Annotated in this window: 20 protein-coding genes; 15 read left to right on the plus strand and 5 right to left on the minus strand. The window is 63.1% G+C overall.

The window, feature by feature from the left end:
- Positions 1-206 precede the first annotated feature (206 nt).
- From carA to AC3WUT_RS06880, 4 genes are all read left to right on the plus strand, one after another.
- The gene (carA, locus tag AC3WUT_RS06865; RefSeq protein ID WP_492346329.1) at positions 207-1,379 is read left to right on the plus strand and encodes a glutamine-hydrolyzing carbamoyl-phosphate synthase small subunit; all 1,173 of its coding nucleotides are present in this window, start codon (positions 207-209) and stop codon (positions 1,377-1,379) included.
- On the plus strand, positions 1,372-4,620 hold the full coding sequence (carB, locus tag AC3WUT_RS06870) for a carbamoyl-phosphate synthase large subunit (protein ID WP_492346330.1): 3,249 nt from the start codon (positions 1,372-1,374) through the stop codon (positions 4,618-4,620). The genes carA and carB overlap by 8 nt, the downstream gene beginning before the upstream one ends.
- 139 nt (positions 4,621-4,759) lie before the next feature.
- Positions 4,760-5,236 carry a transcription elongation factor GreA gene (gene greA, locus AC3WUT_RS06875; protein WP_492346331.1) on the plus strand — a complete coding sequence of 159 codons (477 nt, stop codon included), beginning with the start codon at positions 4,760-4,762 and terminating at the stop codon, positions 5,234-5,236.
- Positions 5,233-5,697 carry a DUF4149 domain-containing protein gene (locus tag AC3WUT_RS06880; protein ID WP_492346332.1) on the plus strand — a complete coding sequence of 155 codons (465 nt, stop codon included), beginning with the start codon at positions 5,233-5,235 and terminating at the stop codon, positions 5,695-5,697. The genes greA and AC3WUT_RS06880 overlap by 4 nt, the downstream gene beginning before the upstream one ends.
- Positions 5,698-5,717: 20 nt before the next feature.
- Here the strand turns inward: AC3WUT_RS06880 and AC3WUT_RS06885 are convergent, their stop codons facing one another.
- Together AC3WUT_RS06885 and AC3WUT_RS06890 are read right to left on the minus strand one after the other, a co-directional pair.
- Positions 5,718-6,479 (minus strand): glycosyltransferase, encoded by a 762-nt coding sequence (locus tag AC3WUT_RS06885; RefSeq protein WP_492346333.1) that lies wholly within the window; start codon positions 6,477-6,479, stop codon positions 5,718-5,720.
- Positions 6,480-6,483: 4 nt separating this feature from the next.
- Positions 6,484-6,957 (minus strand): YhbY family RNA-binding protein, encoded by a 474-nt coding sequence (locus AC3WUT_RS06890; protein WP_492346334.1) that lies wholly within the window; start codon positions 6,955-6,957, stop codon positions 6,484-6,486.
- Between the two features lie 70 nt (positions 6,958-7,027).
- Between AC3WUT_RS06890 and AC3WUT_RS06895 the strand changes: the two genes are divergently transcribed.
- From AC3WUT_RS06895 to glmM, 4 genes are all read left to right on the plus strand, one after another.
- Positions 7,028-7,696 carry an RlmE family RNA methyltransferase gene (locus AC3WUT_RS06895; protein WP_492346335.1) on the plus strand — a complete coding sequence of 223 codons (669 nt, stop codon included), beginning with the start codon at positions 7,028-7,030 and terminating at the stop codon, positions 7,694-7,696.
- A gap of 145 nt (positions 7,697-7,841) precedes the next feature.
- Positions 7,842-9,767 carry an ATP-dependent zinc metalloprotease FtsH gene (gene ftsH, locus AC3WUT_RS06900; protein WP_492346336.1) on the plus strand — a complete coding sequence of 642 codons (1,926 nt, stop codon included), beginning with the start codon at positions 7,842-7,844 and terminating at the stop codon, positions 9,765-9,767.
- A gap of 93 nt (positions 9,768-9,860) precedes the next feature.
- A complete protein-coding gene (gene folP / locus AC3WUT_RS06905; RefSeq protein WP_492346337.1) occupies positions 9,861-10,715 on the plus strand; it encodes a dihydropteroate synthase in 855 nt (284 codons plus the stop codon).
- Between the two features lie 28 nt (positions 10,716-10,743).
- On the plus strand, positions 10,744-12,078 hold the full coding sequence (glmM, locus tag AC3WUT_RS06910; RefSeq protein ID WP_492346338.1) for a phosphoglucosamine mutase: 1,335 nt from the start codon (positions 10,744-10,746) through the stop codon (positions 12,076-12,078).
- Between the two features lie 34 nt (positions 12,079-12,112).
- On the opposite strand, the gene AC3WUT_RS06915 is transcribed toward glmM, so the two are convergent.
- On the minus strand, positions 12,113-15,058 hold the full coding sequence (locus AC3WUT_RS06915; RefSeq protein ID WP_492346339.1) for a bifunctional diguanylate cyclase/phosphodiesterase: 2,946 nt from the start codon (positions 15,056-15,058) through the stop codon (positions 12,113-12,115).
- 312 nt (positions 15,059-15,370) lie between these two features.
- On the opposite strand from AC3WUT_RS06915, the gene AC3WUT_RS06920 reads away from it, so the two are divergent.
- The 4 genes from AC3WUT_RS06920 (at position 15,371) to AC3WUT_RS06935 (ending at position 19,867) form a co-directional block, all read left to right on the plus strand.
- On the plus strand, positions 15,371-16,219 hold the full coding sequence (locus AC3WUT_RS06920) for a GNAT family N-acetyltransferase (protein WP_492346340.1): 849 nt from the start codon (positions 15,371-15,373) through the stop codon (positions 16,217-16,219).
- The gene (locus tag AC3WUT_RS06925; RefSeq protein ID WP_492346341.1) at positions 16,219-17,082 is read left to right on the plus strand and encodes a UDP-2,3-diacylglucosamine diphosphatase; all 864 of its coding nucleotides are present in this window, start codon (positions 16,219-16,221) and stop codon (positions 17,080-17,082) included. The genes AC3WUT_RS06920 and AC3WUT_RS06925 overlap by 1 nt, the downstream gene beginning before the upstream one ends.
- Positions 17,083-17,310: 228 nt before the next feature.
- Complete coding sequence (gene ppk1 / locus AC3WUT_RS06930; protein WP_492346664.1) at positions 17,311-19,383, plus strand: polyphosphate kinase 1; 2,073 nt, start codon at positions 17,311-17,313, stop codon at positions 19,381-19,383.
- 19 nt (positions 19,384-19,402) lie between these two features.
- Positions 19,403-19,867, plus strand: coding sequence for a SixA phosphatase family protein (locus AC3WUT_RS06935; protein WP_492346342.1), 465 nt, complete (start codon positions 19,403-19,405; stop codon positions 19,865-19,867).
- A gap of 34 nt (positions 19,868-19,901) precedes the next feature.
- On the opposite strand, the gene AC3WUT_RS06940 is transcribed toward AC3WUT_RS06935, so the two are convergent.
- On the minus strand, positions 19,902-20,594 hold the full coding sequence (locus AC3WUT_RS06940; RefSeq protein WP_492346343.1) for a hypothetical protein: 693 nt from the start codon (positions 20,592-20,594) through the stop codon (positions 19,902-19,904).
- Positions 20,595-20,758: 164 nt separating this feature from the next.
- Positions 20,759-22,237 (minus strand): exopolyphosphatase, encoded by a 1,479-nt coding sequence (gene ppx, locus AC3WUT_RS06945; protein ID WP_492346344.1) that lies wholly within the window; start codon positions 22,235-22,237, stop codon positions 20,759-20,761.
- A gap of 375 nt (positions 22,238-22,612) precedes the next feature.
- On the opposite strand from ppx, the gene pstS reads away from it, so the two are divergent.
- From pstS to pstA, 3 genes are all read left to right on the plus strand, one after another.
- Complete coding sequence (gene pstS, locus AC3WUT_RS06950) at positions 22,613-23,653, plus strand: phosphate ABC transporter substrate-binding protein PstS (RefSeq protein WP_492346345.1); 1,041 nt, start codon at positions 22,613-22,615, stop codon at positions 23,651-23,653.
- 149 nt (positions 23,654-23,802) lie between these two features.
- Positions 23,803-24,726 (plus strand): phosphate ABC transporter permease subunit PstC, encoded by a 924-nt coding sequence (pstC, locus tag AC3WUT_RS06955; protein ID WP_492346346.1) that lies wholly within the window; start codon positions 23,803-23,805, stop codon positions 24,724-24,726.
- Positions 24,723-25,610, plus strand: a complete 888-nt coding sequence (pstA, locus tag AC3WUT_RS06960) for a phosphate ABC transporter permease PstA (protein ID WP_492346347.1) — start codon at positions 24,723-24,725, stop codon at positions 25,608-25,610. The genes pstC and pstA overlap by 4 nt, the downstream gene beginning before the upstream one ends.
- The last annotated feature ends 15 nt before the right edge of the window (positions 25,611-25,625 follow it).

Below are 25,625 nucleotides of genomic sequence, written 5' to 3' on the forward strand. Positions count from 1 at the left end.
GAGGTGCGGTTTCGAAAAAATACCTACCTCAAAATGGGTCTCGGTTGTCAACTTCGCGTCAGTTGTGCCGCCGATCAGCTATAATGAGAGGCTTTCACGCAACACCCACGCCTAGCGCATTCCAGCCATTCCCTCCAAAAGCACATCCACAGAGGCAACTCGTCGGAATCCGCTTGGGCGTACCCGTAACCAACCCGGAGAACCCAGTGCTTTTGTCTCAACAGGGAAGCTTCCCGCCCGCCATCCTGGCGCTCGCAGACGGCACGGTCTTTATTGGCAACTCGATCGGAGCCCCCGGCTCCACGGTCGGTGAAGTGGTGTTCAACACCGCCATCACCGGCTACCAGGAAATCCTCACCGACCCCAGCTACTGCCAGCAGATCGTGACGCTCACGTATCCGCACATTGGCAACTATGGGGTCAATGAGGAAGACGTCGAAGCTGAGAAAGTCCACGCCGCTGGCCTGATCATCAAAGACTTGCCTTTGCTGGCATCCAATTTCCGCATGTCCATGACGCTGTCGGCCTACCTGCAGCGCGAAGGCACGGTGGCGATCGCCAACATCGACACCCGCAAGCTGACCCGCCTGTTGCGCAGCAAGGGGGCTCAGAACGGTGCGATTGTCGGCTTGGCAGCTGGTCAGGAAGTGACCCAGTCGCTGATCGATCAGGCGGTGGCCGCCGCCCAGGGGGCCCCAAGCATGGCCGGTTTGGATCTGGCCCGTGTGGTGACCGTGCCCGCAGCCTACGATTGGACCCAGACCGAGTGGAAGCTGGGCGCGGGCTACGGTGTGCAGTCTGAGCCCAAGTTCCATGTCGTGGCCTACGACTTCGGTGTCAAGAAGAACATCCTGCGCATGTTGGCTGAACGCGGCTGCAAGGTCACGGTGGTGCCGGCGCAGACGCCTGCATCCGAAGTGCTCAAGCATCAGCCCGATGGCATCTTCCTGTCCAATGGCCCCGGCGATCCGGAGCCCTGCGACTACGCCATTGCTGCGGCCCGTGAGTTGATCGAAACCGGCATTCCGACCTTTGGCATCTGCCTGGGGCATCAGATCATGGCCTTGGCCTCGGGCGCCAAGACCTTCAAGATGAAGTTCGGTCACCACGGCGCCAACCACCCGGTGAAAGACCTCGACACCGGTCGCGTCAGCATCACCAGCCAGAATCACGGTTTTGCCGTCGACGAAAAGACGCTCCCGGCCAACCTGCGTGCCACGCACATCAGCCTGTTCGACAACACGCTGCAAGGTTTGACCCGCACCGACAAGCCGGCCTTCTGCTTCCAGGGTCACCCTGAAGCGTCGCCCGGCCCGCATGACATCTCGTACCTCTTTGACCGCTTCACGGCACTGATGGAGCAACACAAAAATGCCTAAGCGTTCAGACCTCAAAAGCATCCTGATCATTGGCGCCGGCCCGATCATCATCGGCCAGGCCTGTGAGTTCGACTACTCTGGCGTGCAGGCCTGCAAGGCCCTGCGCGAAGAGGGCTACAAGGTCATCCTGATCAACAGCAACCCTGCCACGATCATGACCGACCCGGCCACCGCCGACGTCACCTACATCGAGCCCATCACCTGGCAGACGGTCGAAAAGATCATCGCCAAGGAGCGCCCTGACGCGATCCTGCCGACCATGGGGGGGCAGACCGCTCTGAATTGCGCCCTGGACCTGTGGCACAACGGTGTGCTCGACAAGTACAAGGTGGAGCTCATCGGCGCCACGCCCGAGGCCATCGACAAGGCTGAGGACCGCCTGAAGTTCAAGGACGCCATGACCAAGATCGGTCTGGGTTCGGCCCGTTCAGGCATCGCCCACAGCATGGACGAAGCCTGGGCGGTGCAGAAGTCCGTGGGCTTCCCCACCGTGATCCGCCCCAGCTTCACGCTGGGGGGCACGGGTGGCGGCATTGCCTACAACGCTGAAGAGTTCGAAATCATTTGCAAGCGCGGTCTGGAAGCCTCTCCGACCAATGAGCTGCTGATCGAAGAATCGTTGTTGGGCTGGAAAGAGTACGAGATGGAAGTGGTCCGCGACAAGGCGGACAACTGCATCATCGTGTGCTCGATCGAGAACCTGGACCCCATGGGCGTCCACACCGGTGACTCGATCACTGTGGCACCCGCCCAGACGCTGACCGACAAGGAATACCAGATCATGCGCAACGCCTCGCTGGCGGTGCTGCGTGAAATCGGTGTGGATACCGGCGGCTCCAACGTTCAGTTCTCGGTCAACCCCAAAGATGGCCGCATGATCGTGATCGAGATGAACCCGCGGGTGTCTCGTTCCTCGGCGCTGGCCTCCAAGGCCACGGGCTTCCCGATTGCCAAGGTGGCGGCCAAGCTGGCTGTCGGCTACACCCTCGATGAGCTGCGCAACGAAATCACGGGTGGCGCCACGCCGGCCAGCTTCGAGCCCAGCATCGACTATGTGGTCACCAAGATCCCCCGTTTTGCCTTCGAGAAGTTCCCCACGGCCGACAGCCGCCTGACCACCCAGATGAAGTCGGTGGGCGAGGTGATGGCCATGGGTCGTACCTTCCAGGAATCGTTCCAAAAGGCCCTGCGCGGCCTGGAGGTCGGCGTGGACGGCATGAACGAAAAGACGCAAGACCGCGAAGTGCTCGAAAAAGAGTTGGGTGAGCCCGGCCCCGAGCGCATCTGGTATGTGGGCGATGCCTTTGCCATGGGTTTGAGCGTGGACGAAGTGTTTGATCTGACCAAGATCGACCGCTGGTTCCTGGTGCAGATCGAAGAGATCGTCAAGATCGAACTCGAACTGGACAAGCTGGCTGCCGAGAAGGGCGATGCCGCTCTGGCCTCGATCGATGCCGGCACCTTGCGCAGCCTGAAGAAAAAGGGTTTTTCGGACCGCCGTCTGGCCAAGCTCCTCAAGGTGCCTGAAAAGGCGATCCGCGACACCCGCAAGGCCCTGAACGTGCGCCCGGTCTACAAGCGCGTGGACACCTGCGCCGCCGAATTTGCCACCGACACGGCCTACCTGTATTCGTCCTATGAAGACGAGTGCGAAGCCGAGCCCACCAACAAGAAGAAGATCATGGTGCTGGGCGGTGGCCCGAACCGCATCGGTCAGGGCATCGAGTTCGACTACTGCTGCGTCCATGCGGCCCTTGCCATGCGCGAGGACGGCTATGAAACCATCATGGTCAACTGCAACCCCGAGACCGTCTCGACCGACTACGACACCTCCGACCGCCTGTACTTCGAGCCCCTGACGCTGGAAGACGTGCTGGAGATCGTCGACAAGGAAAAGCCGGCCGGCGTGATCGTTCAGTACGGTGGTCAGACCCCTCTGAAGCTGGCCCTGGGCCTGGAGTCTGAGGGCGTGCCCATCATCGGCACCAGCCCTGACATGATCGACGCGGCCGAAGACCGCGAACGTTTTCAGAAGCTGCTGCAAGAGCTGGGTCTGCGTCAGCCCCCGAACGCCACCGCGCGCACCGAAGCCGAAGCCCTCGACAAGGCGGCCGCCCTGGGTTACCCCCTGGTGGTGCGCCCGAGCTACGTGCTGGGTGGCCGTGCGATGGAAATCGTGCACGAGCAGCGCGACCTGGAGCGCTACATGCGCGAAGCCGTCAAGGTCAGCAACGATTCGCCCGTGCTGCTGGACCGCTTCTTGAATGACGCCATCGAATGCGATGTCGACTGCCTGCGCGACCCTGAAGGCAAGACCTTCATCGGTGGCGTGATGGAGCACATCGAACAGGCTGGCGTGCACAGCGGTGACTCCGCCTGCTCGCTGCCGCCCTACAGCCTGAGCGCAGAGACGGTGGCTGAGATCAAGCGTCAGACCCGCGCCATGGCGGCCTCGCTGAACGTGGTGGGTTTGATGAACGTGCAGTTCGCCATCCAGCACATCGACGGCAAGGACGTGATCTATGTGCTCGAAGTGAACCCGCGTGCCTCACGCACCGTGCCCTTCGTGTCCAAGGCCACCGGCATTCAGCTGGCCAAGGTGGCTGCTCGTTGCATGGCCGGTCAGACCCTGGCCTCCCAAGGCGTCACCGAAGAGGTCACACCGCCGTATTTCAGCGTCAAGGAAGCGGTGTTCCCCTTCGTCAAGTTCCCGGGTGTGGACACCATCCTCGGGCCGGAGATGAAGTCCACCGGCGAGGTCATGGGCGTGGGCAAGACCTTCGGCGAAGCCTTCGTCAAGAGCCAGCTGGGTGCCGGCACCAAGCTGCCGCGCTCGGGCAAGGCTTTCCTGACCGTGAAGAACAATGACAAGGCGCGTGCCGTCGAAGTGGCCCGTCAACTGGTGGCGCAAGGCTTCGAGCTGGTGGCCACCAAGGGCACCGCGGCGGCCATCACCGCCGCAGGCGTGGCCTGTGTGACGGTGAACAAGGTCACCGAAGGCCGTCCTCACATCGTCGACATGATCAAGAACAACGAGATTGCCCTGGTCATCAACACGGTTGAAGAGCGTCGCAACGCCATCGCTGATTCGCGTCAGATCCGCACCAGCTCCTTGCTGGCCCGTGTCACCACCTTCACCACCATTGCGGGTGCCGAGGCGGCCGTCGAGGGCATGAAGTACATGGACAACCTGGACGTGTACTCGGTGCAAGAGTTGCATGCGCAATTGACGGCTGCCTGAGTTCACCGCTCTAATCGCGGCATAATCCACCGCTGAAATGAAACCGCCGCGCGGCAACGTGCGGCGGTTTGCTTTTGTGCCCTGCCAGCCTGCCGTGTCAGCAAGGCAGACTTCGAAGAAAAAATGACGGAGTAACCCCATGGCTACCATCCCCATCACCAAGCGTGGCGCTGAAAAGCTCAAGGAAGAGCTGCATCGCCTCAAGACTGTCGACCGTCCCTGGGTCATCAATGCCATCGCCGAGGCGCGCGCCCAGGGCGACTTGAGCGAAAACGCCGAGTACGAAGCTGCCAAAGACCGTCAAGGCTTTATCGAAGGCCGGATTCAGGAAGTCGAAGGCAAGCTGTCGGCGGCGCAGATCATCGATCCGTCGGCCCTCGATGCAGGCGGCCGTGTGGTGTTCGGCTCCACCGTTGAGCTGGAAGACGAGGCCACCGGTGACGCCGTGAAGTACCAGATCGTGGGTGAGGATGAGGCCGATCTCAAGCAAGGCCTGATCAATGTCTCCAGCCCGATCGCTCGTGCCTTGATCGGCAAGGAAGAAGGCGATGTGGCCGAGGTGCAGGCCCCGGGCGGCATCAAGCGCTACGAAGTGGTGGCGGTGCATTACCTGTGACCAGCACCTGGCGTCAGCGACTCCGGGCGCGCCTGCCGATCCTGGTGGCAGGCCTGTGGTGGGGCAGCCTGAGTGCCGTCGGCTTCATGGTGGTGCCCTTGCTGTTTGCCAAGTTGGGCGCCCCTGCGGTAGCCGGGGGCATGGCCGCCCATCTGTTCACGGCTCAAACCTGGGTTGGGACGGTCTGTGGCTTGTTGTTGCTGATGTTCTTGCGTCCATCAGCCGATCAAGATGCCTCGGCCCCGGTGTGGCCGACGACATGGCTGGGCTTTGTGCTGGCAGCCATGCTGTGTGCCTTGCTGTCTGAGTTTGGCGTGGCGCCACACATCGTGGCCCGGGACAACCTCAAGCTGTGGCATTCATTGGGCAGTGGCCTGTATTTGTTGCAGTGGGTATGGGTCGGACTGCTGTTGTGGCGCCTCAGTGGCGTCGCGGGTGAGTCGCACCGGCAAGCCGCCTGAAGGGGTGGCTTGCAGGGCTTTTACTCGTGCCAGTGATCGGCCACCCAGGTGGCGGGCTGGATGTGACGGAAGCGGCGGTTGCGTCGGCCTGCCAGGGCATCCGGGGGGTTGCATTCACCGTGAAAGATCACCACACGCGCGCCCTGGGGCACAAAAGGGGCTTTCCAGTAGTTGCTGGGCCAAGCGGGGATGCAGTGGTACTTGAAGCTGGGGCACCAATCGGCAGGCCAATAGGCCAGCTTGCCCTGTCGATGCAGAAAATCCGACAGATAGGCCTGCTCGTTGCGGAACTGTTGGCGAATCTGATCGAAATGGTCTCTGAAGTACGCCAATACGTCCGGATGAGCCCCCAGTTGAAAGCGGTACACCGACGAATTGCCTGTGATGCGCCAAGGGCGTTTGTAGTCATGGATGATCAGGAACTCGCCAGGCTGGGTGAAAAACGCATCCAGCGAGCCCGTGATGACCACGTCCACATCGAGGAAGAGGGCGGTGCCGTTCAAGCCGTGCAGGTCGGCACTGAACGTGGCCAGCTTGGTCCAGCCCCGTTCGGGAATGCCGGCTGGCAGGTTCAGGGCAGGAATGGGCAGGCACTGGACCTCGGGTCGTATGCCGGTGGCATCGTCTGTCAGGCAGACAAAATTGAAGGGGCCGCTGAGGTGGCGGCGCACCATGGCGTAAAGCCGGTTGACGTATTCGGGGCCGTATTTCGTGCCCCATTTCATGCAGATGACGTGGCGATCACCGTTGTAGGTGATCGCCGTGTCGGGTACCGGGCTCATGCGTTCAGTCGGCCTGGCGTTTCTTGATCGACTTCTGCTTGGGCTTGGCGCGCTTGACCACACCACCCGCCGTCAGGCGCTGGTTGCCGAGCACGCGAAGCGTCTTGACCTCAGGCTTGTGGCCTGCGCGCTTGCTGTATTTCAGCACCTTGACGTCGCGCGGACCTGGCATGCGGTCTTCGTCCTCGGGGCGTTGCTTTTCGGCTTGCGGGCGCCACAGCACCAGCAGCTTGCCGATGTGCTGCACCGGGGCGGCACCCAGGTCATTGGCCAGGGTCTGGTAAATCTGTTCGCGGTTGGCTCGGTCGTCCGAGAACACCCGGACCTTGATCAGGCCGTGGGCATTCAGGGCGGCGTCCACTTCTTTCTGGACGGCAGGGGTGAGACCATCGCTCCCGATGAGCACGACGGGATCGAGGTGGTGGGCGTTGGCCCGTTGTTCCCGGCGCTCGGCGGGTGTAAGTTGAATTTGGGGCATGGCCGTATTATCGGGCTTGGCCGCCCCTAGAACCAGGGTGACCTGGCGGCCAGGCCGCCGGCAAGGAAACATGAAGATCAAAACGAAGAGCAAAAAGGTCAACAAGGCATGGTTGAACGACCATGTCAACGACCCCTACGTGAAGCAGGCTGCACGCGACGGCTATCGGGCCCGTGCGGCCTACAAACTCAAGGAAATCGATGAAGCACTGGGCTTGATCAAGCCAGGCCACCTGGTGGTGGATCTGGGTTCCACGCCGGGGGCCTGGAGTCAGTACGTGCGACGCAAGCTGTCGCCGGCGGGTGCCGCCGTGGGCGAGCTCAATGGCGCCATCATTGCGCTCGACCTGCTGCCCATGGATCCGATCGAAGGGGTCATTTTCATTCAGGGTGACTTCCGTGAAGCCGAGGTGCTGGCGCAACTCGAATCTGTGGTGCAGGGGCGACCGATCGATGTGGTGGTGTCCGACATGGCACCCAACCTGTCGGGTGTCGAGAACGTCGATGCCGCCAGAATTGCCCATCTGATCGAGCTGGCGATCGACTTCGCACAGAACCACCTGAAGCCTGAGGGCGCGTTGGTCACCAAGGTATTCCATGGCAGCGGCTACACCCAACTGGTGCAATTGTTCAAAGAGACCTTCAAGGTGGTCAAGCCGCTCAAGCCCAAGTCCTCGCGCGACAAATCGTCGGAGACCTTTCTGATCGGCATGGGGCTGAAGAACCCAGGCAAACCGTGAGTCAGATCAAGAAAATCAGGGCTTCCTGCGTCAAAACCCTTGTTTGCCCTATGGCTGCAATCGAGAAATCAGATCCCCTGACGACTTGAAAGGCCTAAAATGGGCCCCACGTTTCCCTCGTTGACTTACGCTTCTGGAGCCCCGCTTGAATAATCAGTGGTTTTCGAAAATTGCCGTCTGGCTCGTGATTGCCATGGTGCTGTTCACTGTTTTCAAGCAGTTCGACTCGCGTGGTGGTTCGGGTGCGGGCTATGTCGGGTACTCCGATTTCCTCGAGGAAGTGCGTGGCAACCGCATCAAGAGCGCCACCATCCAAGAAGGCCAGGGTGGTACTGAGATCGTGGCCGTCACCACCGACGACCGCAAACTGCGCACCACCGCCACCTACCTCGATCGCGGTCTGGTGGGTGACCTCATCAACAACAACGTCAAGTTCGACGTCAAGCCGCGCGAAGAGGGCTCCCTGCTCATGACCCTGCTGGTCAGCTGGGGCCCCATGCTGTTGCTGATCGGCGTGTGGGTTTATTTCATGCGTCAGATGCAAGGTGGTGGCAAGGGCGGCGCTTTCAGCTTCGGCAAGAGCAAGGCCCGCATGCTCGACGAGAACAACAACCAGGTCACCTTTGCCGATGTGGCCGGTTGCGACGAAGCCAAGGAAGAAGTCAAAGAGGTGGTCGACTTCTTGAAGGACCCGCAGAAGTTCCAGAAGCTGGGTGGGCGCATTCCCCGTGGCCTCCTGCTGGTGGGCCCTCCGGGTACCGGCAAGACCTTGCTGGCCAAGTCGATTGCTGGCGAAGCCAAGGTGCCTTTCTTCAGCATTTCGGGCTCTGATTTCGTGGAAATGTTCGTTGGCGTGGGCGCAGCCCGCGTGCGCGACATGTTCGAGAACGCCAAGAAGAACGCGCCCTGCATCATCTTCATCGATGAAATCGATGCGGTCGGACGCCAGCGCGGCGCCGGGCTGGGCGGCGGTAACGACGAGCGCGAACAGACCCTCAACCAGATGCTGGTCGAGATGGATGGTTTTGAGACCAACCTCGGCGTGATCGTGGTGGCTGCCACCAACCGCCCTGACATCCTGGACGCTGCCTTGTTGCGTCCGGGCCGTTTCGACCGTCAGGTCTACGTCACCCTGCCCGACATCCGCGGCCGTGAACAGATCCTCAATGTGCACATGCGCAAGGTGCCCATTGGTCAGGACGTGAACCCCGGCATCATTGCCCGTGGCACGCCCGGCATGAGCGGTGCCGACCTGGCCAACCTGTGCAACGAAGCTGCCCTGATGGCTGCCCGCCGCAATGCGCGCACTGTTGAAATGCAAGACTTTGAAAAGGCCAAGGACAAGATCCTCATGGGCCCCGAGCGCAAGAGCATGGTCATGCCCGAGGAAGAGCGCCGCAACACGGCCTACCACGAGTCGGGCCACGCCTTGATCGGCAAGCTGCTGCCCAAGTGCGATCCGGTGCACAAGGTCACCATCATCCCGCGCGGCCGTGCGCTGGGCGTGACCATGAGCCTGCCGGCGCAAGACCGCTACAGCTACGACCGCGACTACATGCTCAACCAGATCAGCATGTTGTTCGGTGGCCGGATTGCCGAAGAAGTGTTCATGAACCAGATGACCACCGGCGCTTCCAATGACTTTGAGCGTGCCACTCAGATTGCCCGCGACATGGTGATGCGCTACGGCATGACCGAATCGCTGGGCCCGATGGTCTATGCCGAGAACGAAGGCGAAGTGTTCCTGGGCCGCTCGGTGACCAAGACCACCAACATGAGCGAGCAGACCATGCAAAAGGTCGACTCTGAAGTGCGTCGCATCATCGACCAGCAGTACGCGCTTGCGCGCAGCCTGATCGAAGAGCACAGCGACAAGATGCACGCCATGGCCAAGGCCTTGCTGGAGTGGGAGACCATCGACGGTGAGCAACTTGACGACATCATGGCTGGCAAGGCCCCCCGTCCTCCCAAGGACTGGACGCCCCGCACCCCCACCGGTGGTGATGGCGGTGGCGGTGGTACCCCAGCCGTCAACACCGAGGCGGCTCCGGCAGCACCGACGGCAGCCTGAGTCCCGGGCGCTGACCTTGATCGACGCCCAGGGCGTCTCTCCTCAACGGGGCCTTGACTGGCCCCGTTGCCTATTTCGGATCGGTTTTTTTGGATGTTTTGGCAGACTTCGCGTTTTCGGATCGACCTCAGCCGCCCGCAGGTGATGGGCATCGTCAACGTCACCCCCGACTCCTTCTCCGATGGCGGTCACCACGCCACGGCTGTTCAGGCCTTGCGGCATGCCGAGCAACTGCTGGCCCAAGGGGCAGATCTGCTGGACATCGGTGGTGAGTCCACGCGTCCGGGCAGCCCGGCGGTGTCGCTGGAGGATGAATTGGCCCGTGTGCTGCCCGTGGTACAGGACGCAGTGCGCCTGGGCGTGCCGGTGTCGGTCGATACCTACAAGCCCGAGGTGATGCAGGCCGTGCTGGACCTGGGTGCCGATGTCATCAACGACATCTGGGCCTTGCGGCAGGCCGGTGCACGTGAGGTCGTGGCCCGCCATCCGCGCTGCGGGGTCTGTCTGATGCACATGCACCGCGACCCTCAGACCATGCAGCTGGAACCTCTGGAAGGCGACGTCGTTCCTGCCGTGAACGCCTTTTTGCGACAAGAGCTCGATCGCCTGCTCGCATCGGGGGTGGACCCCGAGCGGGTGGTGCTGGACGCCGGAGTCGGCTTCGGCAAGACCGTGGCGCAGAATTTTGCTCTGCTGGCCCGCCAAAGTGAGCTGGATGTGCTGGGTCTGCCCTGGCTGGCGGGCTGGTCGCGCAAGTCGTCGCTGGGGGCCGTGACCCAATTGCCGGTGGAGCAGCGCCTGGTGCCGAGTACCACGGCGGCCGTGCTCGCCGTGGACCGGGGGGCCCGTGTGGTGCGAGTGCACGATGTGCGGGAGACCCGGGCCGCCTTGCAGGTGTGGCAGGCGGTTCGCGATGCCGAGAAACCAAGCATTCAACAAGCGGCCTGAGATTCACCGGGCCAGACGAGGGATTGACATGACACGACAGTATTTCGGCACCGACGGTATCCGAGGCACGGTGGGCCAGGCGCCCATCACCCCTGACTTTGTGTTGCGACTCGCCCATGCCGTGGGTCGGGTTCTGCGCCAAACCGAAAGCCGTCCCACCGTGCTGATCGGCAAGGACACCCGCATTTCAGGTTACATGCTGGAGAGCGCACTGGAATCCGGCTTCAATTCGGCCGGGGTTGACGTGGTGTTGCTGGGCCCTCTGCCGACGCCCGGCGTGGCGTATCTGACCCGCGCCCAGCGCGCCAGCCTGGGCGTGGTCATCAGTGCCAGCCACAATCCGTTTCAGGACAATGGCATCAAGTTCTTCAGTGCCCAGGGCGCCAAGCTACCCGATGCCTGGGAGCTGGATGTGGAAGCCGCCCTGCAGGAAGCCCCCGTCTGGGTGGACTCGGCTTCGCTGGGCAAGACTCGGCGTCTCGACGATGCGGCCGGTCGCTACATCGAGTTCTGCAAGAGCACCTTTCCCAACGAACTCACGCTCAAGGGCTTGCGCATCGTGGTGGACGCTGCCCACGGTGCGGCTTACCACATCGCCCCCAAGGTGTTTCATGAGCTGGGCGCCGAGGTGATTGCGCTGGGGTGCAACCCCGACGGCCTGAACATCAATCACGAAGTCGGTGCCACCCACCCGGATGCCCTGGTGCGATCTGTCCGGGCCAACCAGGCCGATCTCGGCGTGGCGCTGGATGGGGATGCCGATCGCCTGCAGATGGTCGATGCGACCGGGCGGCTCTACAACGGCGATGAACTGCTTTACCTGTTTGCCATGGACCGACTGGAGCGGGGCCTGCCAGTGCCTGGTGTTGTCGGTACCTTGATGACCAACATGGCGGTGGAGTTGGCGCTGCGTGAACACGGCGTTGATTTTGTTCGGGCCAAGGTGGGTGACCGCTATGTGCTCGAACAGCTTGAGCAAAGAGGCTGGACCCTGGGTGGCGAGGGTTCCGGACACCTGCTGGCCCTGGATCGCCATACCACGGGCGACGGTCTCATCAGTGCCTTGCAGGTACTGCAGGCCTGCGTGCGTGGTGGTCGCACCCTGGCGCAGTGGCTGGCACCCGTGACCTTGTTCCCGCAGACCCTGGTCAACGTCCGTCTGCGCCCGGGCCAGACCTGGCAGGACAACGCTTTGCTCAAGCAGGCCATTGCCCAGGCGGAGGCCGCTTTGGCGGGGCAGGGGCGGGTGTTGATCCGCCCCAGTGGCACAGAGCCGCTGCTGCGCGTGATGGTGGAGGCCCGCGATGCCAGCCTGGCCAGCTCGCTGGCCCATCAGATGGCCGACGCCGCGCGGGCTGGCTGAGCCGGCAGGCCTGCCCATGGTCATGCCCCCTGGTTCAGGCGGCGGTGGCCAGCAGTGCCTGGTGGTGTTGCCTGACAAAGGTCTCGAATTCGTGGGCCGGCAAGGGGCGACTGAAGTGAAAGCCCTGGATTTCCTGGCACCCCTCTTGGCGCAAGAAGTCCATTTGCCAAGCGCTTTCCACCCCTTCTGCCAGGGTCACCATGTCCAGGGCCTGTGCCATGCTGATGATGGCCCGCACCAGGGCCCGGTCCTCGGGGTTGTTCTGCAGATCGTTGATGAAGGAGCGGTCAATCTTGAGCGTGCTCACCTGGAAGCGCTTGAGCTGGCTGAGTGACGAGTAGCCTGTGCCAAAGTCATCGATCAGCAGCCGGATGCCTTGCGCATGCAATCGGTCCATGATCTGGCTGGCCCCGGTAGGATCCTCCAGCGCGACACCCTCGGTCAGTTCGAGTCCCACCAGATCAGGGGCAACGCCCGCTTCGTCGACCAGCCGCTTGACCAAATCAGGGAGCTGGGACTGACGGAACTGCACGGCGGACACATTCACGGCCAGGGTCAATGGCGGCAGGCCCTGATCGACCCATTGCCGCAACTGGCCCAGTGCGGTGCGCAGCACCCATTCCCCCAATCCCAGAATCAGGCCGGTGTCTTCTGCAATCGGAATGAACTCGGCTGGCGAAACAGCCCCCAGCTCCGGGTGGTTCCAACGCATCAAGGCTTCAGCGCCCACCACCGCACCGGTGTTCAGGTCGAGCTGGGGTTGGTAGTGCAAGCTCAACTGTCCGCGCTCCTGGGCCCGTCGCAAGGCGTTCTCCAGCACCAGGACCCGATTGGCGTCGGCCTGGATCGCATCGGTGAACAGGCAATACTGGTTTCGGCCGCTGCGCTTGGCACGGTACATGGCAGCGTCCGCCCGCTGCTGCAGCGCCTGGAAATCGGTGCCGTGTTGCGGGAACAGGGCCACGCCAATCGACAAGGTCACGTTGAGCTCATGCCCTCCTGCCATGAAAGCCTCGGTCGCCAGATCCAGCACTGCCTGGGCCAATTTCTGGGCCTCGGGTGCCTGCGCCTGGCCAATCAGCAACACGAACTCATCCCCTCCCAGGCGAGCCACGGTGTCTGGTTCGGTCACCAGATCGTGCAAGCGGCGGGCGAATTCAAGCAGCAGCTGATCCCCGACTCCGTGGCCCAGGGAGTCGTTCACGTTCTTGAAATGATCAATGTCCAGGAAGAAGACGGCGAAACCCTGGCCGGTGCGCTGGGCCGTGTTCAAGGCCGCCTGGCTTCGCTCCTGGAGCAAGGTCCGGTTGGGCAGCCCAGTGAGGGGGTCAAAATAGGCCAGGCTCCGGATGCGTTCTTCAGATTGCTTTTGCAGGGTGATGTCACGAAAGGCCGCGATGTAGTGGCTGGTCTGGCCTTGGGGCGACACCAGACTGCTCACGGACAGCCACTGCAGGTAGCGGCTGCGGTCCTTGCGCTGGTTCCAGGCCTCGCCTTCCCAATGGCCGTGCTGGTGAATGGCGGTGCGTACCAGGTGCACGAAGCGGTCGTCCTCACGGTGCGCGGCGAGCAACTTGGCGGGTCTGCCAAGCACCTCCTGGCGTTCAAATCCGGTCAAGGTGCAGAACGCCTGATTGACCATCATGATGTGTTCGTGCGCATCGGTCACGACGAAGGCGTCGCTGCTGAGTTCGAATACCTTGGCGGTCAGGCGCAGCATCTCCTGGTCCATCTGCCGTCGTGTGACGTCTCGCACCACTGCCACGAACCTCGGCATGGCCCCTGCAGACACGGCTGATCGGGCCACAGACAGTTCGAATTCATGGGGGCCGTCCTCATGGTGCAGCACGAACAGACGACCCCCCGACCATCCCAGTCGATGGGCTTCATCCAGCGCGCTCATCACCTCTTTGCTGGCTTCGGCATCAAGGGTCTCCTGCAGGGGGCGGCCTACCACCAGTTCGGTGTGAAGAACGCCGGTGCCATAGACGGGCACCTGCGCCCCCAGGCACAGGCCTTCCAGGTCGAACTCGAACATGGGGTCGGGTACGGCCTGCAGCGTGGCCTGCAGATGCTGTTGTGCGGCTTCGATTTCGGCCGTGCGGGTGGCAACCTGGGTCTCCAGCCAGCGCTCCTGCAGCCTCTGGCGTGCCACCAGATACACCAGGTACCCCAGCAGCATCGAGACCAGGGTCGCACCCAGTCCATGAACCAAGTGGTTCAGGGGGGAGGTCCAGCCGTCAGCCGGACTGACGCTGAGGTGCCATTCGGCATTGGGCAGTGCAATCGTCCGCTCGACGGGCTGATCCAGCAAGCCGTGGCCGCCTTCGGCGATCACCTGTCTGGCGCCGGTGTCGGGTGCGGTCCGCCACAGTTGGTAGACAAAGCCGCGTTCGCTCAAACGGGGCAGTTGGGCCTGGTTCAAGACGGGGTCCAGTCGAATGGTCACGTTGGTGAAACCCCAGAAACTGTCCTGGCCTGTGCCGTCGGGCAAGAACACGGGCAGGCGCCCCACGACACCCACCCCACCTTGAACCAGCTTCAGGGGACCGGCCATGCTGAGCTGCTTGGCCTGCCGGGCCCGCAGCGCTTCATCGCGTTGCAGCGGGTCTTCCAGCGGGTTGAAGCCGATCGCACGCTCATTGCCCGCCAGGGGGAGCACTTGACTGATCCGCCCCCCGGGCCCGAGCCCCAGCATGGTGACCCCGGGATGAAATTTGAGCAGCATCTCCCCTGCCGCATCGAACTGACTCACATTGCCGTGGCTTTGCTGCACCAGCGCGGCCAAGGCGTAGTTGGCGGCCAGTGCCTGTTCCAGTGCGCGCTGCACGGCCTGGGCATGGTCATTGGCCAGGTCGGACAAGCGTGCGATGGCTTCGCTTCGCTCGTGGCTTTGCAAAACCTGGACCAAGGCCACGGAGGCCGCCATGGAAAGCAGGAAGGTCAGCAGTGCTGCAGTCCAGGGTTTCACGGAGGGCATGGCGGCAAGGTGCGTAGGTGAACTGGGTTGATTATGCCGTTCACCCTGCTGAGAAGACCGTCAGCCCACAGGGCTTCATGGGCACCCGGGGCAGGGCAGTGTCACGGTTTTGCCATGCCCATGACATGACCCGGTCATCGCGGCTGAAGAGACTTCCCCCCAGAGCAGCTGGCTGTCCTCGTCCTGGTGTGATCCGGCGCGGCGCCGAGCTTGCAACGGTGGGGTAGGCCACGTTGGGTGGCGGCCCCTTTCAGCATTCGGTGTGCGGCTGACCAGGTGCAGCCCCGCCTGTCAGTCGCCCAGGAGCCCACGATGAAAGAGTTGCCCAACCCGACCTTCCCGCTGTCGCCGATTGCCTTGCCTCGGGGGTCGCTTCATCGAGGCGACCACTCAGCTGAGCGCCCGCACGGCGCTGCGGATGCGTCAACTGGGCGCGGGGGTATTCAGGTTTCGTGGGCGCGACACCTTGACGAAGTGCGTGAAGCCCAGCGCCTGAGGTTCGACATCTTCGCCGGTGAGATGGGCGCCCGTCTGGCCACCTCGGTGCCCGGTCACGACGTGGATTTGTTCGACGACTACTGCGAGCATCTGCTGGTGCGTGAGCAGCACAGTGGCAAGGTGATCGGAACCTACCGTGTGCTGACCCCGGTCCAGGCCAAGCGCATCGGCAGCACCTACAGCGACATGGAGTTCGACCTGACCCGCCTGCGCATGCTGCGCTCGCGCATGGTCGAGCTGGGCCGCAGCTGCGTGCACCCCGAGCACCGCCAGGGCGGCGTGATCATGGCTTTGTGGGGCGCTTTGGCCGAGTTCATGGTGCGCAACCAACTCGACACCATGATCGGCTGTGCCAGCATTCCCATGCTGCACAACGGTGTGGTCAGTGGCGACGCAGCGGCCAGCATCTGGCGCCAACTGCGTGACACGCACCTGGCCCCCATCGAGTACCACGTGCTGCCTCGCCTGGCCTTGCCGGTCGAGCAACTCGACGACAGCCTGCAGATCGAGCCGCCAGCGCTGATCAAGGGCTACCTGCGCCTGGGGGCCAAAGTGCTGGGTGCACCCGCCTGGGACCCTGACTTCAACACCGCCGATCTGCCCATGCTCATGCGCATCTCCGACCTGCCGTCACGCTACCGCAAGCACTTTCTGGGTGTCTGATGAGAACCAGCTTCGAGGCGCTGAACCAGTGGGCCACTCAGGGCCCACCCACTGAAGCCGAGACGGATCCGGGCGGGGACGAGGGGCGCAACCGGGTGCGAGCCGTGTTCATCTCCGACCTGCACCTGGGCACCCCGGGCTGCCAGGCCGAGGCACTGCTCGACTTCCTCAAGCACCACCCCAGCGACACCCTGTATCTGGTGGGGGACATCATTGACGGTTGGCAGTTGCGCCGCCGCTGGTTCTGGCCCCAGGCTCACAACGACGTGGTGCAGAAGCTGTTGCGACGGGCCCGCAAGGGGTGTCAGATCATCTTCATTCCGGGCAACCACGACGAGTTTGCCCGCGGCTTTGTCGGGCATTCCTTTGGGGGCATCGAGGTGGTCGAGCAGGCCATCCACACCACCTTGGACGGCCGCCGCCTCTGGGTCATCCATGGCGATCATTTCGATGGTGTGATCCAGTGTGCCAAGTGGCTTGCCTACCTGGGCGACAACCTCTATGAATTGCTGCTGCGCCTGAACCGGCACCTCAACAACCTGCGGGGCCGGCTGGGTCTGCCTTACTGGTCCCTCTCGGCCTACCTCAAGGGCAAGGTCAAGAAAGCGTTGAATTACGTGATGGACTTCGAGGTGGCCGTGGCCACCGAGGCGCGGCGCCGCGGTCTCGATGGGGTGGTGTGCGGGCACATCCACCGGGCCGAAATGCGCACCATCCAGGGCACGCTGTACTGCAACGATGGCGATTGGGTGGAAAGCCACACGGCCTTGGTCGAGCACTTTGATGGTCGACTCGAATTGGTGCACTGGAACCCGAGCCTGGGCCAGCCGCACGGGACGGCGATCAAGGCGCTCAGTGTCTGAGTCGGCCCTCTATTGATAAAGTGGAACCCATCGGTCGAAAATCGACTTGTCATGCATTTGTCATCAAAAGACCGACCTCGGTATGAATAATGTTGGCGACCTGTTCCTGCCCTGCCGGGTCGGCGGGTTGCCTTCCGTCTGAGTGCCGCCACCCGGCGTCAGCCGGCATGCTTGTCTGAGGTTTTTTGCTTGTCCATCTCCGCTACGTCATCCCCATCCGAACCTACCGTGCCCGACACGGTGCAGCCGTTCCCTTTGCTGGATCGCGATCACAGCATCCTGGCCTTCAACGACCGTGTGCTGGACTGGGCCCGCCGCAGCGATGTGCCGCTGCTGGAGCGGCTTCGTTTTCTGTGCATCGTGTCGTCCAACCTCGACGAGTTTTTCGAGGTGCGTGTGGCGCCTCACCTGATTGCCCTGCAATTGCGCGATCCGCGCGGCACCTACAGCAGCAACTCGTTTGAGGCCCTGTCGGAGCGTGCCCATGACCTGGTCGAACGCCAGTACAAGCTCTACAACGACCAGTTGACGCCCGCGCTGGGGCGCCTGGGCATCCGCATCGTTTCGCACGGCGATCGCAATGCCGAGCAACGCCGCTGGGTGCACGATTACTTCGAGCGCGAGGTGCGCCCCCTGCTGGTGCCGGTGGGGCTGGACCCCGCGCACCCGTTCCCCCAGGTGGCCAACAAGTCACTCAATTTCATTGTGCGCCTGCGCGGCCAGGACGCCTTTGGGCGCGAGAACGAAGTGGCCATCGTCAAGGTGCCTCGGGTGCTGCCCCGGGTCATCCGCATGCCGGCCCGGGTGGCGGGCAAGGGGGTCAGCTTCGTCAGCCTGTCCAGCGTCATCCGGGCGCATCTGCACGATCTGTTTGCCGGCCGCGAAGTGACCGAGTTCTCGCAGTTCCGGGTCACGCGCCACTCCGACCTGGCCTTTGATGAAGAAGATGTGCGTGACTTGCGTGCCGCGCTGCGCCAGGGCCTGGAGCACCGCAACTACGGCCAGGCCGTGCGGCTTGAGGTGTCGGCTGGTTGCTCCAAATTCCTGTCCGACTTCCTGCTGTCCCAGTTCAGTCTGCCGGTGGGGGCGCTCTACCGTGTGCACGGTCCGGTCAACCTGGTTCGCCTGACGCAGCTCATCGATCTGATGACCGAGCCCTCGCTGCTGTTTCCGGCCTGGAAGGCCGCACTGCCGCGTCAGTTGCAGCATGGCACCTCGATTTTTGAGCAGGTGGCGCAGCGGGATGTGCTGATCCACCAGCCCTTTGAGAGCTTTGACGGCGTGCTGGGCTTTTTGCGCGAGGCCGTCAACGACCCTCAGGTGCTGGCCATCAAGCAAACCATCTACCGCACCGGGTCTGATTCAGAGTTGATGGAGCTGTTGCGCGAAGGGGTGCGCCGCGGCAAGGAAGTGACGGCCGTGGTCGAACTGAAGGCCCGTTTTGACGAAGAGGCCAACATCAACTGGGCCGAGGCACTTGAGTCCATCGGCGCCCAGGTGGTCTACGGGGTGGTCGGCCTCAAGACCCACGCCAAGATGCTGCTCGTGACCCGTCGCGAGGGCCGTGTGCTGCGCCGCTATGGGCACCTCTCCACGGGCAACTACAACCCCCGCACCGCGCGCCTCTACACCGACCTGAGTTACCTCACGGCCAACCCGGATCTGACCTCCGAGATGGATCAGGTGTTCTCTCATCTGGCCAGCCAGAACCGCCTGCCTCGCCTCAAGCACCTGTGGGTGGCACCCTTCCATCTGCACGCCAAGACCCTGGAGGCCATTCGCCAGGTGGGCCTGGCGGCCGAGCGAGGCGAAGGCGGGCGCATCGTCGCCAAGATGAACGCCTTGACCGACGAGCCCCTGATCCGCGCACTCATCGAGGCGGGCCAGCGCGGGGCCCGCATCGACCTGATCATCCGCGGCGCCTGCATGTTGCCCGCGGGCGTCCCGGGGCAGACCGACAACATCCGGGTGCGTTCCATCATCGGGCGCTTTCTGGAGCATTCCCGGGTCTTCTATTACCGCATGGGCGAGCAAGAGCATCTCTACCTGTCCAGCGCCGACTGGATGAACCGCAACATGCTGCGCCGGGTCGAGGTGTCATGGCCCGTCCATGATCCTGAACTGCGCCAACGCATCATTGACGAATGCCTGGTCGGCTACCTGTGCGACGACCGCGATGCCTGGACTTTGGGTTCCGATGGCGTCTACCAGCGGGTTGCTCCGTTGGGGGATGTGGCCCACGGTGTCCAGCAGGCCCTGATGGACCGTTACGGCAGCGACCCCAAACCCAAGAAAACCTGACCTGGAGTGAGTGACCCCCATGGACCTGATCTTGTGGCGACATGCCGAAGCTGAAGAAGAAGACGCCGGGGCCATGGAAGACCTGGCCCGCAACCTCACCCCCAGGGGGGAGAAGCAGGCCATGCGCATGGCGGCCTGGCTGGATCGCCAACTGCCCGAGGGCTTGAGGGTGTTGTGCAGCCCCGCCCGGCGCACTGAGCAGACGGCGCTGGCCCTGGGTCGCAAGTACAAATTGCGCGCCGAACTGCTGCCCGGGGGGCAGGTGTCGGATCTGCTCGAGTTGGTGCAGTGGCCTCGTCAACGAGGGGCCGTGCTGGTGATCGGACACCAGCCCATGCTGGGCCAGACCGTGGCCCATCTGCTGGGCTTGCCTGAGGGGGAGTGCTCAGTGCGCAAGGGGGCGGTCTGGTGGCTGCGCCACCGGGAACGGCAAGGCGAACCTCAGACCGTGGTGGTCACGGTCCAGATTCCAGAGTTGCTGTAACCCCCAGCCCCCGATTTGACCGGGGGCGACTCTGTCAGGCTTTGCCGGCCTTCTTGGGGGCCGCAGCAGCCGGCTTTTCGGCGGCGGGACGGCCTGTCTTGATCGAGGGAATGGCCTTCAGGGCTTTCAGGAAGGCCTCTTGACCCAGGCCGGCCAACAAGCGCACGCCTGCGCGCAGGATCTCGCTCTTCTTGGGGCTGTGGGCCAGCAGGTGGGCGCGTTGCTTCAGGTCGGCCAGCACGTCGTACTCATCCTTGGGGATGGTGAAACTGTCGCGCACCAGCTTCGCCTTCTTGGCCTTCAGTTCGGGCTCGGCAGCCTTCTTGGGCTTGCTGTCCTTGATCTTCTTGGGGGCTTCGACCTTCGCCTTGGGCGGTGCGGGCACGGGCGCGGGCGCGGCGACAGCCACTGGCGCGGCCTTGGGCTTGGCGGCAGGCTTGCTCACGGCTTTCTTGGGGGCGGGGCTGGCCTTGATGGCTTTGGTGTCCTTGGCGGGGGCCTTGGCCGGAGCCGCAGCCTTGGCCTTGGCAGGTGTGGCGGCCTTGGCCGGAGCGGCTGCCTTCACGGGGGTGGCGGGCACCGCCTTGGGGGCGGGCTTGGCGGCCGGCTTTTCGGCGGCCTTGCTCACCGGGGCGCTGGCAGGGGCAGCCGCCGTCACGGGCGTTGCGACCACGGGGGTGGCCACTGGGGTTGTCGGGGTCTCTTTTTTGTCGCTGGTGCTGGTCATCAACATTCCTTGAGTGAATCGGTATAAACAGTATATACGGTTTAATTCGATGTTTGTAAGGCTGCGGTGATGCCAGTCGGGTGCCTGCACCCGGCATGAAAAACCCCCGGTCACCGCAAGGTGCCGGGGGCTCATGGGATGGTCGGTCGGCTGGGACAGCGCGCTCAGGACACCAGCAGATCCAGCGACCAGGGTGTCTTTTGCCAGGCGATCGCTTCCTCGCGCAGCAGGTGGGCCGATTGCGGGTATTGCTGGCACCAGGCCTGGCTCAGGTGCAGGGTGTAAGCCATGCCGTCACTGGCCAGCTCCAGCGGGGCCAGATCGGGGGTGCGCCGGGCGTGGCACAAGGCCACGGCCAGGCGCAGGCAAAGCAACTGCGCCACAAAGGCCGCGTCGCTGAAATCGGCCTCCAGTTTGCGCAGCTTGCCGCGGTGACCCAGGATCAGCAGGCTGAGCCGGTGGAGTTCGGGCAGGGCAAAGCCCGGTGCATCGGTGTTGTCCAGAATGTAGGCGCCGTGCCGGTGGTAATCACTGTGCGAGATCTGGATGCCGATCTCGTGCAGGCTGGCAGCCCAGGCCAGCTTGCGTTCGGCACGCTCGTCCAGTGGGCTTTCGACCTGCTGGTAAAGCGCCAGTGCCGCGTCTCGCACGCGCTCTGCCTGGGCCAGGTCGACCTGAAAACGTTCACACAGTGACACCACCGTGGTGGCGCGCAAGTCGGTGTGGGGCTGTTCGCGGTCCAGCAGGTCGTACAGCACGCCCTGGCGCAAGGCACCTTGGGCCACGTGCATTTCATCAATGCCCAACAGGTCAAAAATGGCCGTGAGCACGCTGACCCCACCGCCAATGACGGCGCGGCGGTCGTCTTTCAAGCCTTCCATGCGCACCCGTTCTGCGCTTTGGGCGCGCAGCAGGCGCTCCTTGAGCCAATGCAGCGCGCTGCGGGTGATGACGCCGCCAGGTTCACCGGCAGCGGCGAGGACGTCGGCCACGGCACCGACCGTACCGGACGAGCCGTAGGCGATGTCCCAACTGTCGCGGCGGTAGCTGTCCAGGGCTTCGTCGAGCACGGCCTTGGCCGCGATCTCGGCGGTCATGAAGGCCTGTTGGGTGAACAGGCCCTGGGGAAAATATTTCATTGACCAGGCGACGCTGCCCACGCGGTACGACGCCATCATGTGGGCGTTGTACTGTTGGCCCAGAATCATTTCGGTGGAGCGCCCGCCGATATCGATCACCAATCTGCGCTCATCCGACTGGGGCAGCAGTCGTGCCACGCCCTGGTAGATCAGGCGGGCCTCCTCGGGGCCCGAGATCACGTCAATCGGAAAACCCAGGATCTCGGTGGCCCGGGTCAGGAAGTCGTCCCGATTGCGGGCTTCACGCAGGGTCTGCGTGGCCACCGCACGCACCTGGGTGCGCGGAAATCCGGCCAGACGTTCTGCAAAGCGGGCCAGGCAATCCCAGCCGCGTTGCATGGCCTCGGCACGAAGCCGACGCTCCTCGTCCAGGCCACTGCCCTGACGAACTGTTTCCTTCAGGTATTCGCTGCGCTGGATCTGGCCGTGTTGCAGGCGGCCAATTTCAAGTCTGAAGCTGTTCGACCCCAGGTCGACAGCGGCAATGAGTGTTCCGTTTTGCATTTGTTGGCAGCGCTTGGGTCCGGTCACTCTGCGGCGGCAGCTGAGATCGTCGCCGCTTGCGTACTGGGCTGTGAAGAGAGGGGGTTCGGGTTCCGGAGTCTGTCGAGGCAAGTTCGCTGGATGTCGGACTCCCGCCTGCGTGGCGGCTGAACCTGACAGCAGCGATTGTGGCTGCGACCGACAGGACACCGACCGACGACCCCGTATTTTTCACGCGTTTCGCAGTCTAGAAGCGGTTTATGACAGTTGGGTGACCGAATTTGCGCTGATTGTGACAAAAAATCGGGATTCGCAGCCTCTTTGTGGCCTGTCACGCAGTTGTCATCAAGGCCCACTAGAGTCCAGTCAACTCTCCAACCACCAAGGTGAATTGAAATGACCTGGACGATTCGTATGGCTGTTGCCGGCGCCGTTGCCGCTTTGCTCTCTCCCGCCAGCTGGGCGCAACAAGAGGCCACCGGCGCGGGTGCCAGCTTTCCGGCCCCCCTCTACTCGAAGTGGGCGGCTGATTACAACAAGGCTACCGGCGTGAAGATCAACTACCAATCGGTGGGTTCGGGTGCCGGCATCCGTCAGATCGACGCCAAGACGGTGGACTTCGGCGCCTCCGACGCCCCGTTGACCGATGACGACCTCAAGGCCAAGGGCCTGGTGCAGTTCCCCACCGTGATTGGCGGCGTGGTGCCGGTGATCAACGTCAAGGGCTTGACCCCGGGCCAGCTGAAGCTGACCGGCGCAGTGCTGGCCGACATCTACCTGGGCAAGATCTCCCACTGGAATGATGCCGCCATCAAGTCGCTGAACCCAGGCCTCGCCCTGCCGGATTCGCCGATCGCCGTGGTGCGTCGTGCCGACGGCTCGGGTACCAGCTTCATCTTCACGAACTACCTGAGCAAGGTCAGCCCCGAGTGGAAGAGCAAGGTCGGCGAAGGCACTGCTGTGAACTGGCCCACCGGTGCGGGTGGCAAGGGCAATGAAGGCGTGGCCGCCTTCCTGGGTCGCCTGCCGGATTCCATCGGCTACCTTGAGTACGCCTATGTGAAGCAGAACAAGCTCAACTATGTGCAGATGCAGAACGCTGCCGGCACCTATGTGGCTCCGGACGACCTGACCTTCAAGGCTGCCGCTGCGGGCGCCACCTGGAGCAAGAGCTTCTACCAGATCCTGACCAACCAGCCGGGCAAGGATTCCTGGCCCATCACGGGCGCCACCTTCATCCTGATGCACAAGAAGCAGGACAAGCCGGCCCAAGCCACCACCGCTCTGAAGTTCTTTGACTGGGCTTACAAGAGCGGCGACAAGACCGCTGTTGACCTGGACTACGTGCCCATGCCCGACAGCGTCAAGGAAGTGATCCTGAAGTCCTGGAGCGAGATCCGCGAAGCGGCTGGCGACAAGCCGGTCGCCTTCAAGTGAGTCGCGGTTTCTGACCTCAGCCTCAGACCTGCTTTCGGGACTTAGTCGTGTCCACTACACTGCCGGTCAACCATGCCCCACCCGCCTCGGTGGGGCGTGCTCAACCTATGACCACACCTCCTTCTCCCCGCCCTTTGTTGTCGGGTGCCATGGCTGACCGTCTTTTTGGCTGGTTGGCCAAAGGCGCTGCCATTCTGACCCTGGGCCTTCTTTTCGGGATTTTGCTGTCGCTGGTTTTCGGCGCCTGGCCTTCAATTGAAAAGTACGGCCTGAGTTTCCTCGTGCGCAGCGTCTGGGATCCGGTCCAGTCCGATTTTGGCGGTCTGGTGATGATCTACGGCACGCTGGCCACCTCGCTGATCGCGCTGGCCATTGCCGTGCCGGTCAGCTTCGGCATTGCCCTGTTCCTGACCGAGCTTTCGCCGGCCTGGCTCAAGCGCCCCTTGGGCACCGCCATCGAGCTGTTGGCAGCGGTTCCCTCCATCGTTTACGGCATGTGGGGCCTGATGGTGTTTGGCCCCATTCTGGCGCGCTTCGTGCAACAGCCCCTCCAGGCCTTGCTGAAGGGTGTGCCGCTGCTGGGCTCGTTTGTCTCCGGCCCGCCGGTGGGCATCGGCATTTTGTCGGCCGGCATCATCCTCGCCATCATGATCATTCCCTTCATTGCCTCGGTGATGCGTGATGTGTTCGAAGTGACGCCACCCCTGCTCAAGGAATCCGCCTACGGCCTGGGGTCCACGACCTGGGAAGTGGTCTGGAAGGTGGTTCTGCCTTACACCAAGACCGGTGTTCTGGGCGGGGTCATGCTGGGCCTGGGCCGGGCTCTGGGCGAGACCATGGCCGTCACCTTTGTGATCGGCAACATGAATCAGCTCAACTCGCTGAGTGTCTTCGAGGCTGCCAACAGCATCACCTCGGCATTGGCCAACGAGTTCGCTGAAGCGGGCGAGGGCCTGCACCAGGCTTCGCTGATCTACCTGGGTCTCGTGCTGTTTTTCATCACCTTCGTGGTGCTGGCCCTGTCCAAGGTGCTGCTGATGCAACTCAAGAAGAACGAAGGAGCCCGCTCATGAACACAGCAGCTTCTTCGGCACTGGCTGAGCGCACGGCGCTGGCCGCGGTGCGCCAGGCGCGCTACGCCAGCCGCAAGCGGGTCAACACCATGGCCCTGGCCTTGTCGCTGGCGGCCATGGCCTTTGGCGTGTTCTGGCTGATCTGGATTCTCTGGGAGACGGTTCGCCTGGGCTTTGGCGGCCTGAGCGTGGCCTTGTTCACCCAGTCCACGCCACCGCCGAACGAGGTGGGTGGCATTGCCAACGCGATCTTCGGCTCGCTGGTGATGGTGGTCGTTTCGACCTTCATTGGCACGCCCATCGGCATCATGGCCGGCGTCTACCTCGCTGAGTACGACACCAAGAGCTGGCTGGCCTCGACCACGCGCTTCGTCAACGACATTCTGTTGTCGGCGCCCAGCATCGTGATCGGCCTGTTTGTCTACGCCATCGTGGTGGCCCGTTTCAAGAGCTTCTCGGGCTGGGCCGGCATCATCGCCCTGGCACTGATCGTGATCCCGGTGGTCATCCGGACCACCGAGAACATGCTCACGCTGGTGCCTTCGGCGCTGCGCGAGGCCGCCTACGCCTTGGGCACGCCCAAGTGGAAGGTGATCATCACGATCACGCTGCGCGCTGCCAAGTCGGGCGTGATCACCGGGGTGTTGCTGGCAGTGGCCCGCATCTCGGGCGAGACCGCCCCCTTGCTGTTCACCGCGCTGAACAATCAATTCTGGAACTCGGACCTGTCCAAACCCATGGCCAGCCTGCCCGTGACCATCTTCAAATTTGCGATGAGCCCGTACGAAAACTGGCAGCAACTGGCCTGGGCAGGCGTGTTCCTGATCACCATGGCGGTGCTGGGGCTCAACATCCTGGCGCGCGTGCTGACCCGTCAGAAGTAAAGGCAAGGATTTTTC

This window comes from Curvibacter sp. EU05-FHT14A10, from assembly GCF_058791075.1.

What these genes read in the sequence shown, in the direction of transcription:
- carB (WP_492346330.1), top strand. Translation starts at nt 1,372, where the DNA reads ATGCCTAAGCGTTCAGACCTCAAAAGCATCCTGATCATTGGCGCCGGC.
- greA (WP_492346331.1), top strand. Translation starts at nt 4,760, where the DNA reads ATGGCTACCATCCCCATCACCAAGCGTGGCGCTGAAAAGCTCAAGGAA.
- AC3WUT_RS06885 (WP_492346333.1), bottom strand. Translation starts at nt 6,479, where the DNA reads ATGAGCCCGGTACCCGACACGGCGATCACCTACAACGGTGATCGCCAC.
- AC3WUT_RS06890 (WP_492346334.1), bottom strand. Translation starts at nt 6,957, where the DNA reads ATGCCCCAAATTCAACTTACACCCGCCGAGCGCCGGGAACAACGGGCC.
- AC3WUT_RS06895 (WP_492346335.1), top strand. Translation starts at nt 7,028, where the DNA reads ATGAAGATCAAAACGAAGAGCAAAAAGGTCAACAAGGCATGGTTGAAC.
- folP (WP_492346337.1), top strand. Translation starts at nt 9,861, where the DNA reads ATGTTTTGGCAGACTTCGCGTTTTCGGATCGACCTCAGCCGCCCGCAG.
- glmM (WP_492346338.1), top strand. Translation starts at nt 10,744, where the DNA reads ATGACACGACAGTATTTCGGCACCGACGGTATCCGAGGCACGGTGGGC.
- AC3WUT_RS06915 (WP_492346339.1), bottom strand. Translation starts at nt 15,058, where the DNA reads ATGCCCTCCGTGAAACCCTGGACTGCAGCACTGCTGACCTTCCTGCTT.
- AC3WUT_RS06920 (WP_492346340.1), top strand. Translation starts at nt 15,371, where the DNA reads ATGAAAGAGTTGCCCAACCCGACCTTCCCGCTGTCGCCGATTGCCTTG.
- AC3WUT_RS06925 (WP_492346341.1), top strand. Translation starts at nt 16,219, where the DNA reads ATGAGAACCAGCTTCGAGGCGCTGAACCAGTGGGCCACTCAGGGCCCA.
- AC3WUT_RS06935 (WP_492346342.1), top strand. Translation starts at nt 19,403, where the DNA reads ATGGACCTGATCTTGTGGCGACATGCCGAAGCTGAAGAAGAAGACGCC.
- AC3WUT_RS06940 (WP_492346343.1), bottom strand. Translation starts at nt 20,594, where the DNA reads ATGACCAGCACCAGCGACAAAAAAGAGACCCCGACAACCCCAGTGGCC.
- ppx (WP_492346344.1), bottom strand. Translation starts at nt 22,237, where the DNA reads ATGCAAAACGGAACACTCATTGCCGCTGTCGACCTGGGGTCGAACAGC.
- pstS (WP_492346345.1), top strand. Translation starts at nt 22,613, where the DNA reads ATGACCTGGACGATTCGTATGGCTGTTGCCGGCGCCGTTGCCGCTTTG.
- pstC (WP_492346346.1), top strand. Translation starts at nt 23,803, where the DNA reads ATGGCTGACCGTCTTTTTGGCTGGTTGGCCAAAGGCGCTGCCATTCTG.
- pstA (WP_492346347.1), top strand. Translation starts at nt 24,723, where the DNA reads ATGAACACAGCAGCTTCTTCGGCACTGGCTGAGCGCACGGCGCTGGCC.